9 protein-coding genes are annotated in these 13,407 nt (G+C 61.8%); all 9 read left to right on the forward strand.

Translation table 11 applies throughout. From position 1 onward, the window contains the following. Window positions 1–10: 10 nt before the first annotated feature. Entirely contained in the window at window positions 11–1,213 is a 1,203-nt protein-coding gene (locus tag GJ699_RS23845) for a glycosyltransferase family 4 protein (protein ID WP_229262273.1), read from the forward strand. After that, window positions 1,210–3,501 (forward strand): glycoside hydrolase family protein, encoded by a 2,292-nt coding sequence (locus tag GJ699_RS23850; RefSeq protein WP_154381035.1) that lies wholly within the window; start codon window positions 1,210–1,212, stop codon window positions 3,499–3,501. Before GJ699_RS23845 ends, GJ699_RS23850 begins: the two co-directional genes overlap by 4 nt. Further along, a complete protein-coding gene (locus GJ699_RS23855; protein ID WP_154381037.1) occupies window positions 3,498–4,688 on the forward strand; it encodes a glycosyltransferase family 4 protein in 1,191 nt (396 codons plus the stop codon). Before GJ699_RS23850 ends, GJ699_RS23855 begins: the two co-directional genes overlap by 4 nt. Then, window positions 4,685–5,803: a glycosyltransferase family 4 protein gene (locus GJ699_RS23860; RefSeq protein WP_154381039.1), complete on the forward strand. Its 1,119-nt coding sequence runs from the start codon at window positions 4,685–4,687 to the stop codon at window positions 5,801–5,803. Before GJ699_RS23855 ends, GJ699_RS23860 begins: the two co-directional genes overlap by 4 nt. After that, complete coding sequence (locus tag GJ699_RS23865; RefSeq protein WP_229262274.1) at window positions 5,800–6,921, forward strand: glycosyltransferase family 4 protein; 1,122 nt, start codon at window positions 5,800–5,802, stop codon at window positions 6,919–6,921. Before GJ699_RS23860 ends, GJ699_RS23865 begins: the two co-directional genes overlap by 4 nt. Window positions 6,922–7,225: 304 nt before the next feature. Next, window positions 7,226–9,475, forward strand: coding sequence for a hypothetical protein (locus GJ699_RS23870; protein ID WP_154381041.1), 2,250 nt, complete (start codon window positions 7,226–7,228; stop codon window positions 9,473–9,475). Between the two features lie 178 nt (window positions 9,476–9,653). Continuing rightward, window positions 9,654–10,658, forward strand: coding sequence for a UDP-glucose 4-epimerase GalE (galE, locus tag GJ699_RS23875; protein WP_154381043.1), 1,005 nt, complete (start codon window positions 9,654–9,656; stop codon window positions 10,656–10,658). A gap of 119 nt (window positions 10,659–10,777) precedes the next feature. Next, window positions 10,778–11,941: a nucleotidyltransferase family protein gene (locus GJ699_RS23880; RefSeq protein ID WP_154381045.1), complete on the forward strand. Its 1,164-nt coding sequence runs from the start codon at window positions 10,778–10,780 to the stop codon at window positions 11,939–11,941. A 4-nt stretch (window positions 11,942–11,945) separates the two neighbouring features. Next, window positions 11,946–13,358, forward strand: coding sequence for a mannose-1-phosphate guanylyltransferase/mannose-6-phosphate isomerase (locus GJ699_RS23885; RefSeq protein WP_154381047.1), 1,413 nt, complete (start codon window positions 11,946–11,948; stop codon window positions 13,356–13,358). The last annotated feature ends 49 nt before the right edge of the window (window positions 13,359–13,407 follow it).

Consider the following 13,407-nt stretch of genomic DNA (forward strand, 5'->3'; position numbering starts at 1 on the left):
CCTTTTGTATTTGACGGCCGAACAGTGGCCGACCTTCCGCGCTGACCTGATTGCCCTGTTCGGCAAATACTTGCCACGCAACGGCGTCAGCAGCGATCTTGCCACCGAGCTGGACGCGGCCAGCGGCCAGCAGACCGTGCCGGTCTGGCCCGCTGGCGAGGCCTTGCTGTGCAAGGTACCCGCCAGCCGCGCCGGCCAATATTTCGCCAAATGGTGGCACCAGGTGCGGGTATTGGTGACGGCCGACGCCAAACGCTATGACGCGATCCAGGTGCGCGACCTCGGGCTGACCGCCTGGTTTGGCCTGATTGCCGCCCGCTGCAAGGGGCTGCAGTTTTACTACTGGCTGTCCTACCCGCAATCGGAAGGGCAGGTCGACCGCGCCCGCGCCCGTGGGCCACGGGCCGGCATGCGCTATTGGTTCCCGCTGATGCAGGGCACGTTCGGGCGCTGGTTGCTGTACCGGGTGGTGCTGCCACGCGCTGACCATGTGTTTGTACAAAGCGCGCAAATGCTGGAGGACGTGGCCGCTGAAGGCGTGCCGCGCGAACGCATGACGGCGGTGCCGATGGGCGTCGACCTGGAACTGGCGCAGGCGGCACAGCTGGCGCCGGCACAGGATCCGCGCCTGGATGGCCGCCGCGTGATCGCCTACCTTGGCACGCTGGACCGGGTGCGCCAGATCGAAATCCTGTTCCAGATGCTGCTGCAAGTGCGCGCCCAAGTGCCCGATGTGCTGCTGGTGCTGGCCGGCGACACCGAGGATGCCGAACACCGCGCCTGGCTGCAGGAACAAATCCGCCAACTGGGCGTGCAGGACCAGGTTTTGTGGCTGGGCTGGCTGCCATCCAGCCAAGCCTGGGCCTATATGCGCCGCGCCGAGATCGGCCTGTCGCCATTCCCGCGCAGCTTCCTGCTGGATAGCGCGTCGCCGACCAAGGCCATCGAGTACATGGGACTGGGCATGCCGGTGGTGGCCAACGACAACCCCGATCAGCAGCAAGTCATCACCGAAAGCGGCGGCGGCCTGTGCGTGCCGCTGCAGAGCGCCGCATTTGCCGAGGCCGTCGTCAGCCTGCTGAACGACCCGGACACCCGGCGCCGCATGGGCGAGCAGGGGCGCGCCTACGTGGCCGCGCGGCGCGGCTACGATAGCCTGGCGCAGCAGGTGGCGGCCGTTTATCACCGTCTATCAGCAAGGAGCGCGGCATGAAGCGTCTGTTATGCACATGGTTGTTGGCCAGCGCGCTGCCGCTGGCGCACGCCGAGCCGGTCTGGCTGCCGTTGCGCGACCCTTCGCTGATGATACAGCCCGGCAGTATTCTGGATTTCTCGGCGCTGGCGCCTGGCGCCGCGCCGCTGGCCCAGCTGCAGGCCGATGGCGGTGGTCATCTGGTGCGCCAGGACGAGCCCGGCAAGCCGCGGCGCTTCCTGATGGCCTCGCTGGGCTTTAGCGCGGCCACCGGGTATTTCCCCGACCACGCGGCAGCGGAACGCTATGTGCAGCAGATCCGCCTGCGCGGCTACAACATGATCCGTTTGGACTTCGTCGAAGACACCTTGATCCAGGGCCGCAGCGCCGACTTCGACTTCAATCCCGAGCAACTGGATCGTTTTCATTATTTGCTGGCGGCGCTCAAGCGTGAGGGAATTTACTTCATGCTGAATGGTCTGAGCTCGGACAACGGTGCCTATGGCAATCTGCAAAAGCGCTGGGAAAACCAGCGGCAGGCCAAGTTGCGCGTCTACTATGACCCGGAAGCGCAGCAGCACTGGAAGAAACTGATCGACCGCATGCTGGGCACAGTCAACCCGTACACCAAACTCAGCACGCTGGCCGATCCGGCGCTGGCGGGACTGATCGTGGTGAACGAGGGCGGTCTGGAATTCGTCAACCGTGGCGGTAGCACGCCGGAATTGAAGCAGGCGTTCGCCGCCTGGCTGAAACAGAAATATGGCGGTACGGCGCAACTGGCCAAAGCATGGAACGGTGAATTGAAGGCCGGCGAGAATCTCGACGGCAGTCCACCCGCGTTTCCCAAGACGGATGCCTGGACCAGCCGGCGCATGGCCGACACCCAGCGCTTCTACGTCGAACTGGAAAAGTCCACCAGCGCGTGGATGACCCAGTATCTGCGCCGGGCCGGCTACAAGGGGCTGATCACCGCCTACAACAACTGGCTGTCGCCGGCGGCCCACTTGGCGCGTGCGCAATACGACTGGATCGACCTGCATAACTATTTCTCCGAACCCACCGGCTTCGTCTCGTCCGGCTCGAAGATATCGCAGGACAGCATGTTGGCGGGCGGCGCCAAATACATTGTCGAACTGGCCGCCGGCCAGCAATTGGGCAAGCCATACACGGTGTCCGAATTCGGCCAGGTGTTCTGGAACAAATATCGCCGTGAAAGCAGCCTGGCATTGCCGGCATACGCCGCGCTGCAGGGCTGGGACGTCATAGCGCAGCACGGCGGCGCTTTGGTGCTCAGCTACGCCGAAGCGGGCGGCCGCAAGGACCGGATCTATCCCTTCATGGTGGCCACCGATCCGGTCAACCGCGCGACCGAAACCCTGGCCGCCTTGCTGTACCTGCGCGGCGATGTCGCGGAGGCGCGCAACACCGTGGCCATTCCGCTCGACCCCGGCTTCATCTACGACGACAACGCATTCTACGGCAACATTCCGCCCGACCTGTCGCGTCTGGCGCTGGTGTCGCGCATTGGCCTGGAATGGCGCGAGCAACCTGTCGCGCGCGGCCTGTACACGGCGCAAAGCGCGCCCGGCGATACCGCGCTCAAGCTGAGCGGCAAACCGGCCCCGGTCACGCCTGACCCCGGCCTGGCATCGCAGGCGGCCAAGCTGGCCAGCAGCGTGGCCGGGCCGCTGGCGGGCCGCATCGATCGCTTGCCGCAATTGGCGCAGCGCCGTCTGGACGAGCGCGTGCAGACCCTGCGCAAGGGCGGCTTGCTGAGCCGCGACAATGACACCGATCCGGGCGCGGGCCTGTATCAGAGCGACACCGGCCAGTTGCTGTTGGACAGCACACGGCGCCGCATGACGGTGATCACGCCCAAAACCGAGGGGGTGGTGTTTGACGTGCCGGAAGCCGTGAGCTTGAACAAGCTGAGCGTCTCCGACGCCGACGGCCCGGCACTGGTGGCGGTCGCTGCAATGGACCAGCAACCGCTGGCCTCCAGCAAGCGCATGCTGGTGGTGTTGGCGAGCGACGCCCGTAACACCAATATGCGCTTCAGCGACGCCGCCGAGACCACGCTGGCCGATCTCGGCACCGGCCCGGTGCAGATCGAGGCGCGGCGGGTCCGGCTCAAACTACAGAACAGCCACGCTGCCACGCTGCGGGTGTACGCGGTCAATCTGCGCGGTCAGCGCGGTGACCTGATCGCGGTGCAGCGCAGCGGCGACAGCATCAGTTTCCTGCTCGATACCGCCGCCCTGAAGCAAGGCCCAACCACCTATTTTGAAGTGACCGCAGAAGAATGAAACAGACCTCCATCGCCATCGTGGTGCCAGAATTGCTGCCGGTGCCGCCCGTTCAGGGCGGCGCGGTCGAGCACTGGGTCGACGAGGCCTCCGTGCGCATGGCCGGCACGCATCGCATCACCGTGGTATCGCGTCCGGCCGGCGATGCCGCGCGCCCCGGGGTGTCCTATATCGGCATTCCGTGGACGCCGCTGGAGCGCTGGTTTCACCGCATCAAGGAGCAGGTCACCTGGCGCAATCCGCTGCGCTATTTGGCCAAGATTCAGAACGTGTATTCGTACGGCCGGCGGGTGGCGCAAGCGGTGGCGCCATTTGACGTGGTGTACCTGCACAACGAACCCAATATTCTGCTGTTTCTGAAGCGGCGCCCGGGGCAAAAGATCGTGCTGCACATGCATAACGATCACCTGTCGATGAAGCTGTTCCGGCCGTTCTACCGGCGCGCGCTGGCCAAGGCCGACGTGGTGCTGTGTGTCAGCGACTATATTCGCCGCCAGGCGGTGGCCCATTTTCCCGAATATGCGTCACGTTTCCAGGTGCTGTTCAACTCCACCGATCCCGAGGTGTTCCAGCCCTATCCGGACGCCGCCGCCCAGCTTGACGGTCTGGTCAAACTGGAGCGCGGGCACCGCTATCTGCTGTACGTCGGGCGCCTGAATCCGGTCAAGGGCGTGCATGTGCTGATCGAGTCGTTTGCCGAGATCCGCCGCCGCCATCCGGACGTGCGCCTGATCATCACCGGCTCGTCGTTCTTTGGCGGCGCCGCTCGCACCGACTACGAACGGCAGCTCGAGGAACTGGCCAAGCCGGTCAATGACGCGATTGTGTTTACCGGCTTCCTGCCGCACGACAAGCTGCGTTACCTGTATTCGGCGGTGGACATGATTGTGCTGCCGTCGGTGTGGCAGGATCCGTGTCCGCTGGTGGTGCTGGAAGCCATGGCGTCGGGCACCTTGCTGGTCAGTTCCGCCGTGGGCGGCATTCCGGAAGTCATGGAACCGCAGGTGAATGGCGTACTGGTGCCGCCGGGCGATGCGGCAGCGCTGGCCCGCGCCGTGGGCGATGCGCTGGATGCGCCCGAGGCCAGCGCCAGCATGGCGCAGGCGGCGCGCGCCAAGATCGTCCGTGGCTACACCTGGGAGCGCCTGGTCAACGAACTTACTGCCACCTTTGATGGATTGAAATGATCGCGATAGTCTACCCGCAGTTTTACGGCGTTGGCGGCATTGCCCGCTACCTCGACTCTTACCTTGCCAATCTGCCCGAAGGCCATCCCGGCATCATCCTGATCACCGGCGATGAACACCGTGACGCGCGCAGCTATCCGGGCGTGCGCATCATCCACGTGCCATTCCGCTCCAGCCGCCTGAACCTGTTCAGCTGGGGCTGGGCGGTGCGCAAGCTGCTGCTGGACCTGCACCGCGCCGGCACCATCTCCTGTGTCAACTTCCACTGGCCGCCGCTGATTCCGGGCCTGATGCTGCCGAAATCGATCCCGCTGGTGCTGACCGCGCACACCACTTATCTCGGCATGTCGGGCCAGTTTTATCCGACCCGCCATTTCGACAGCCAATGGAGCGCGCGTTCGCTGGCGGTCAAGATGTGGATGGAGCGCCGCATTTTCCGCCAGGTCGACAAGGTGATCGCACTGACCGAGCAGGGGCGGCAGGAAGTGCTGCGCTATGGCTTCCAGGGGCCGGTGGATGTGATTCCCAACGGCGCCGACGTGCGCAAGTTCGAGCCCGATGCCAGCCAGGCCAAGGACATCGACGTGCTGTTTTGCGGCCGCATCGAACGCCGCAAGGGCAGTGGCGCCATGGTGGAACTGTGCCGTCAGCTGGTGACGGCCAAACCCGATATCCGCATCTGCATCGTTGGTTATGGCGATGACGACGCCTGGGTCGGCGAGCAGCTGGCGCCGCTCAAGGCCAATGTCACGCTGACCGGCAAGGTGCCGTTCGAGCGCATGGTGGGCTACTACAACCGCAGCCATGTCTATGCCTCGGGTTCCTATTACGAAGGCTTGCCCGGCACCTGTCTGGAAGCGATGGCGATGCACCTGCCGGCGGTGGTGTGGGACTTCCTGTTCTACCGCGGCCTGGTGGTCGACGGCGAAACCGGCCTGCTGGCCGCGCCAAACGACTACGCCACCATGGTGCGCCACATTGTCGGCCTGCTGGCCGATCCGCAACGCGCGGCGGCGATGGGGCTGCGTGGCCGTGCGCTGTTGGAAAACGACTATGCCTGGAGTGGTCTGGCGCGTCAGCTGATCGACGCCACCGCCGTGCCGGAGGCGGCATGACACGTCCGATCCGGGTCATGATGCTGGGACTGCGCGGCTTTCCCGGCGTGCAGGGCGGGGTCGAAACCCATGCCGAGCACTTGTGTCCGCTGCTGGCCGAGCGCGGCTGCGAGGTGACGGTGCTGGTGCGCACGCCGTACCAGCAGCCGACCACCGGGCCGGTATGGCGCGGCGTGCATTTCGTGTCGCTGTGGGCACCGCAATCGAAAGGTCTGGAAGCCATCCTGCACAGCATGCTGGGCGTGCTCTACGCGGCGATCAAGCGGCCCGACATTCTGCATATTCAGGCCATCGGCCCGGCCATTGTCACATTGCCGGCGCGCCTGTTGGGCTTGCGCGTGGTGGTGACCCATCACGGTCCGGATTACGACCGTCAGAAGTGGGGCGGCTTTGCCCGCTTCGCGCTGCGCACCGGCGAACGCTGGGGCATGCGCTGGTCGCGCCAACGCATCGTCATCTCCCAGGTGATTGCCGATCTGGTACGCCGTAAGCATCAGCGTGACAGCGCGCTGATCCCGAATGGCGTGCGCTTGCCGGTGTTGACGGATGAGTCTGATCATCTGCGGCCCTTCGGTCTGGAGCGTGGCAAGTATGTGGTGCTGGTCAGCCGTCTGGTGCCGGAGAAGCGTCACCTGGATTTGATCGCGGCGTTCAAGGCCGCCGCGCTGCCGGGCTGGAAGCTGGTCATCGTCGGCGGCTCCGATCATCCGGATGAGTATGAGCGCCAAGTGCGGGATCAGGCCGCGCAGACGCCGGGCGTGGTCTGCACCGGTTTGCAAACCGGCGCGGCGCTGGCGCAGTTGTACCAGCACGCCGGCATCTTCGTGCTGCCGTCATCGCACGAGGGTTTGCCGATTGCGCTGCTGGAAGCCTTGTCTTACGGCTTGCCGGTGATCGCCAGCGACATCCCCGCCAATCTGGCGGTGGGCTTGCCTTCCGATCACTATTTCCCTTTAGGTCAGATTGCCGCGCTGGCGGCCCGCCTGCAGTACTGGTCGACGCAGCCCGCTGGCGCCGAGCAGGTGGCGGCGCGCCGGGACTGGGTCAGCGCGCGCTTCGACTGGCCTGTGATCGCGGACAGCACGGTCGCGGTTTACCAAAGCGCAATAACGGGCTGAACAGGTGTTGCGCGGACGTCGGCCCGTCCACTTTCAACTAGTTTCTCCGTCTAATTGGATGTAGACTCTCAGCAATTATAGTTCTGCCGCTGACGCTGGCAGCCAGTGATCTGTTGAGTGTCAAATGCAAGTTAAAACAGATCGACACGCGGACTGACCTGTGGGGTCGGAGCGACGTTTCTCACGCAATTTGGCTGTTACTGAGCCTTAATTGTTCTATGCTGAGATGTCACAGCGCCATGTATCTCTACGTGAATCGTTAGTTCCCCACTTCATTGCCGTGCGATCTAAAAGGAGTTTCATAATGAAAAAAATTGCCTGCCTAGTGCTTGCCACTTTGCCGTTGAGCACGATGGCCGCAGACACTTGGCTTCCGGTAAAAGACGTGAATCTGATGGTTGACCAGGGCAGCATTCTGGACTTCAGTTCGATCTTGCCCAACACCGCCATCACCGACTATCTGACTGTCAACACGGCCGGCCAGATCACGACCTCGCTGGCCCCGACGGTGCCGAAGCGCTTCTTGATGGCGTCGCTGGGTTTTGGCGGTGCAACCGGCGGCGTGCCTGACCACGCCACCGTGGATCTGTACGTTACACAGTTGAAGCGCGCGGGCTACAACATGGCGCGCCTGGACTTCCAGGATGACATGCTGATGAGCGGGCGGCTGACCGACTTTGATTTCAATCCGACGGTGGTTGACCGCATCCAATATCTGCTGTATGCGCTGAAAAATGCCGGCATTTACTATGTGCTGAACGGTCTGAGTTCGGAAAACGCCGCTTACGGCAACATTCCACAGCGCTGGCTCAACAGCAAGAACGCCAAGCTTCGCATGTACTATGACACCACCATGCAGGATCACTGGAAAAAGATGGTGACCCTGATGTTGGCGACGCCTAATCCGTACAACAATAAAACTCCCATCTTCGCTGACCCAGCTTTTGCAGGGCTGATTCTCGTCAATGAAAGCAGCCTGCCATATCTCAATCGCGTTGATCCCGCCACTCTCGACCCGCTGCGTCCCAAGTATCTCGCTTGGCTCAAATCGAAATACGTTACCACCTCGGCACTCTCGGCAGCGTGGGGCACCAAACTGCTGAGCACTGAGTCATTCGAAACCAGCATCGGCTTCGTGCGCAATGATTCGGGCGTCAGCGCCCGTATGGCTGACCAGCAGGCATTCTTTTTCTCTTTGGAAAAAGAAGTCACCGCCATGATGACGACCCATGTGCGTGCGGCCGGCTTCAAAGGATTGATCACTGCATACAATAACTGGCTGTCTCCTGCCGAACAGTTCAATCGTGCTCAACTGAACTGGGTTGACATGCACAACTACTTCTCCGAACCTACTAATTTCAATAGCCCAGGTTCGGTTATCAAGCAGGATAGTTTGATGACCAGTGGAGCGCAGTATATTGCCGAGTTGGCGGTGAGCCGTCAGTACGGCAAGGCGTTTACGGTGTCGGAATATGGCCAGGTATTTTGGAACAAATTCCGGCGTGAATCAGGCTTGGCAGTGCCAGCTTATGCCGCTTTCCAGGATTGGGGTGTGATTGCCCAGCACGCCTATGCCAAAACCTTGAGCTATACCGAAACGGGCGGACGCAAAGACTCAATCTATCCTTACATGGTGGGGCCAGACCCGATTTCTCGCGCCTCCGAAACGCTGGCAGCCTTGTTGTACCGCCGTGGCGACGTCGCTCCCGCCCTGCGCAGGGTAGGCATCAGCTTTGATGAATCCTACTCGTTTGTCAACAGCTCTTCCTATGGTGCGATTTCCGGCGATATGCGTCGTTTGGCGCTGGTGGTTGGTGTTGGCCTGGATTATAAGGGACAGAAACAAACAACCCAGGTCAACGGCAAGTACATTTACGATGCCACAATTCAGCCGGGGAATAACAACCTCTGGAAGACAGGCGCGCTGACCACTGCGCTGTTGTCCACCGATCTGAGCAAAACCGGCGTGTACGAGGACGACCTGTTCAATAATCGCGTTACCGCCTTGCGTAAGAATAGCTTGCTGGCGACAGATAAGCAATATAACACGACGGTAGGTCTGTACCGGACCGATACCGGCGAGCTGACGCTGGACGTAACCCGCCGCCGCATGACGGTGATCACGCCGATGACGGAAGGGATAGCGTTTACTACGCCGGAACAGATTACCCTCGGTCAGTTGCGTGTCGAAGCCGCCGACGGCCCGGCCATGGTGTCGGTCTCCGCGCTGGATGGCGCGCCATTGAGCAGCAGCAAGCGCATGCTGGTGATCATGAGCTCGGATGCCCGCAACACCGGCATGACTTTCAGCGATTCGGCGGAAACCACGTTGCTGACGCCCGGCACCGGGCCGGTCACCATGTTGGCGCGCTCGGTCACGCTGGTGTTGAAGAACACCAACGCCACCGCGCTGAAAGTGTATTCCGACACACTGCGTGGTCAGCGCGGCGACTCGATCGCCGTGACCCAGGTCACTGGCGGCATCAGCTTCACGCTGGACACCTCAAAACTGAGCCACGGTCCAACCACTTACTTCGAGATTGTTACGCAGTAATTAAAAAGGCGCCTCCGGGCGCCTTTTTTTATGCCATGTAAATGTGAACTATGTTCTAGTAAATATTTCATTTGCATCCATTGTGCGCTCGTTACTTTTGTTAAAATAGTACGGTTGCCGCGCCGCCCACAGGGGAGGCGGCACAACGATCAAGCGAGTCTTAACAGGGGAGTGCGAAATGCAAATTTTGGTAACTGGCGGCATGGGCTACATAGGCTCGCACACGTGCATAGAATTGAGCAAGGCGGGGTACGAGGTGGTCATTGTCGACAACCTCAGCAACAGCAAGGCGGCGGTGCAGGGACGCATGGAACACATCGCCGGCAAGAAATTCACCTTCATCCAGGCCGACATCCGCGACCGTGCCGCGATGGAAGCGGTGTTCGCCCAGCACGCGATCGACGCGGTGATTCATTTTGCCGGCTTGAAAGCGGTGGGCGAGTCGGTCGCCGAGCCGCTGCGCTATTACGACAATAATTTCAGCGGCAGCGTGGTGCTGTTTGAAACCATGGCCAAATTCCAGGTCAAGTCGCTGATCTTCAGTTCGTCCGCCACCGTATACGGCGATCCGGCCTCGGTGCCGATCCTGGAAAACTTCCCGCTGGCCGCCACCAATCCCTACGGCCGCAGCAAGCTGATGATCGAAGACATGCTGCGCGACGTGGCGCGCGCCGATGACAGCTGGCGTATTGCGCTGCTGCGCTATTTCAACCCGGTGGGCGCCCATGAAAGCGGCCTGATCGGCGAAGATCCCAACGGCATTCCCAACAACCTGATGCCGTTCGTGGCCCAGGTGGCGGTGGGCCGTCGCCCCCAATTGTCGGTCTTCGGCAGCGACTATCCCACCCCGGACGGCACCGGCGTGCGCGACTATATTCACGTGGTCGACCTGGCGGTGGGCCACGTCAAGGCGCTCGACAAGCTGGCGTCGGCGGCCGGCGTTTACACCTACAATCTCGGTACCGGCCAAGGCAATAGTGTGCTGGAAATGGTGCGCGCGTTTGAAGCGGCCAGCGGCAAGGCGATTCCGTTCCAGCTGGTGGCGCGCCGCCCTGGCGATATTGCCGCCTGCTACGCCGACGTCAGCCTGGCCGAGCGTGAACTGGGCTGGAAGGCCGAGCGTGATTTGCTGCAGATGTGCGCCGATTCCTGGCGCTGGCAAAGTACCGGTTGCACCGAATAAATGGAAGGATGTGCAGCACACTTACATAGCGCGTCCACAATGATGTGTTTATGTTATGCTATTCAATATTGCACTGCACAATCTTTACCGAAAAATCACACTGTTATGGAGTAATGTAGATGAAAGCGATGATTTTGGCCGCCGGCAAGGGCACAAGGGTCCGTCCGCTAACCTATGATTTGCCCAAACCCATGATCCCGATTCTGGGTAAGCCGGTGATGGCTTACCTGATCGAGCATCTGGAGAAATACGGCATTAAGGACATCATGGTCAATGTCAGCTATCTCCATGAAAAGATCGAGGATTACTTTGGCGAGGGCCATCAGTTCGGGGTCCAGATCGGTTACTCGTTCGAGGGCTATACCAATGACGCCGGCGAAGTCGTGCCGCAGCCGCTGGGTTCGGCGGGCGGCATGAAGAAGATCCAGCAGTTTGGCGGCTTCTTTGACGACACCACCATCGTCATGTGTGGCGATGCGCTGATCGACCTGGACCTGAAATCGGCGTTGTTCGAACACAAGCGCAAGGGCGCGATCGCCTCGGTCATCACCAAGGAAGTGCCGTGGGACAAAGTGTCCAGTTATGGCGTGGTGGTCACCGAAAAAGATGGCCGCATCAAGTCGTTCCAGGAAAAGCCGGCGCAGCAGGATGCGCTATCCAACTACGCCAGCACCGGCATCTATATCTTCGAGCCGGAAGCGCTGGACCTGATTCCACCCAACGTCAGCTTTGATATTGGTTCCGACCTGTTCCCGCTGCTGGCGGAGAAGGGGCTGCCGTTCTACGCGCAGACGCGTCCGTTCAACTGGATCGACATCGGTACCGTGGCCGACTACTGGGAAGTTTGCCAGAGCGTGCTGATGGGCGAGGTGGCGCACCTGGACGTGCCCGGCATCCAGATCAACGAAGGCCTGTGGGTCGGGTTGAACACCAGCATCGACTGGAACAACACGCGCATTGAAGGCCCGGTGTACATCGGCTCCGGCACCCGCGTCGAGGCCGGCACCACCATCATCGGCCCGACCTGGATCGGCCACGGCAGCCATATTTGCTCGGGCGCGGTGGTGAACCGCTGCGTACTGTTCGAATACACCCGCGTGTTACCAAATGTTTCGATGAACGAAAAGATAGTTTTCAAGGACTATAGTGTCGACCGCGCCGGTCAGATGAGCCACGTATCCGAAGTGGACCCGGATGCATGGGCCAACGCGCGGGATCGTCGCAACAAGCGGCGTACCGCGACGGCAGTTGTAACCACAGAGTTAGCCACGGAAGAGATTTGAGAGTATGAAGATTTACCCCGTCATCCTGTCCGGCGGTGCCGGCACGCGCTTGTGGCCGTTGTCGCGTGCGGCACTGCCCAAGCAGTTGTTACCGTTGGTGACAGAGAACACCATGTTGCAGGAAACCTTGCTGCGCTTGCAGGGCTGCGCCGGCCTGATGGCGCCGCTGATTGTGTGCGGCAATGAACATCGTTTTCTGGTGGCGGAACAGTTGCGGGAAGCTCGTATCACACCACACAGCATTTTGCTGGAGCCGGTGGGCCGCAACACGGCGCCGGCGGTGGCGGTGGCGGCCCATGTGCTGCAAGCGCTGGACCCGGACGCCGTGATGCTGGTTTTGCCCGCCGACCATGTGATCGAAAAGGTGGAGGCATTCCATCAGGCGATTGCGCAGGCGGCGGCGCTGGCGGCCGATGGCGCGCTGGCCACTTTTGGCATCGTGCCGGACGCACCGGAAACCGGCTATGGTTACATCCGTAGCGGCCAGCCGGTGGGCGCGGCCGGGTTACGGGTCGAGCGTTTTGTCGAAAAGCCGGACCGCGCAACCGCCGAAGGCTTTGTGGCGGCCGGCGATTATTTCTGGAACAGCGGCATGTTCATGTTCCGCGCCGACAGCTATCTGCGCGAACTGGCGCAGTGGCAGCCGGCGATTGCCCAAGCCAGCGAGGCGGCGGTGCGTCTGGCCTACCGCGACCTCGATTTCTGCCGTCTGGACGAGGCCGCGTTCACGTCCAGCCCGTCGGATTCGATCGACTATGCGGTGATGGAACACACCAGCCAGGCGGTGGTGGTGCCGGCCGACATCGGCTGGAGCGACGTCGGCTCGTGGTCGGCATTGTGGGAAACCCAGGCCGCCCACGGCGAAGCCAACGTGGTGCGCGGTGATGTCTATCTGGACGATGTCAGCGGTTCGCTGGTGCGCGCCGAAAGCCGCATCGTGGCCGCGGTCGGGCTGCGCGACATCGTGATTGTCGAGACCGCCGACGCGGTATTGGTGGCGCACAAGGATCAGGTGCAGCGCGTCAAGCATATCGTCGAGCACCTGAAGGACAAACAGCGCACCGAGCACTTGTACCATACCCGGGTTTACCGTCCGTGGGGCAGCTACGAGGGCATCGACGTGGGCGACCGGTTCCAGGTCAAGCGCATCACGGTCAATCCCGGCGGCAAGCTGTCGCTGCAGATGCACCACCATCGCGCCGAACACTGGGTCGTGGTCAGCGGCACCGCGCGCGTCACCTGTGGCGACGCGGTGACCCTGCTGACGGAAAATGAATCCACCTACATTCCGATCGGCATGACCCATCGGCTGGAAAACCCGGGCAAGTTGCCGCTGCACCTGATCGAGGTGCAATCCGGCAGCTATCTGGGCGAGGACGACATTGTCCGTTTTGAGGATGTATATCAGCGCGCCTGACGGCGGTATAATCGGCTAACGGCGCCGCTGCGGCGCCGCGATTTTATCC

The sequence above is a fragment of the Duganella guangzhouensis genome, from assembly GCF_009674535.1.
Taxonomy (GTDB): Bacteria; Pseudomonadota; Gammaproteobacteria; order Burkholderiales; family Burkholderiaceae_D; genus Rugamonas; species Rugamonas guangzhouensis.

Coding starts and splice junctions, on each gene's coding strand:
- GJ699_RS23850 (WP_154381035.1), top strand. CDS start 1,210: ATGAAGCGTCTGTTATGCACATGGTTGTTGGCCAGCGCGCTGCCGCTG.
- GJ699_RS23855 (WP_154381037.1), top strand. CDS start 3,498: ATGAAACAGACCTCCATCGCCATCGTGGTGCCAGAATTGCTGCCGGTG.
- GJ699_RS23860 (WP_154381039.1), top strand. CDS start 4,685: ATGATCGCGATAGTCTACCCGCAGTTTTACGGCGTTGGCGGCATTGCC.
- GJ699_RS23865 (WP_229262274.1), top strand. CDS start 5,800: ATGACACGTCCGATCCGGGTCATGATGCTGGGACTGCGCGGCTTTCCC.
- GJ699_RS23870 (WP_154381041.1), top strand. CDS start 7,226: ATGAAAAAAATTGCCTGCCTAGTGCTTGCCACTTTGCCGTTGAGCACG.
- galE (WP_154381043.1), top strand. CDS start 9,654: ATGCAAATTTTGGTAACTGGCGGCATGGGCTACATAGGCTCGCACACG.
- GJ699_RS23880 (WP_154381045.1), top strand. CDS start 10,778: ATGAAAGCGATGATTTTGGCCGCCGGCAAGGGCACAAGGGTCCGTCCG.
- GJ699_RS23885 (WP_154381047.1), top strand. CDS start 11,946: ATGAAGATTTACCCCGTCATCCTGTCCGGCGGTGCCGGCACGCGCTTG.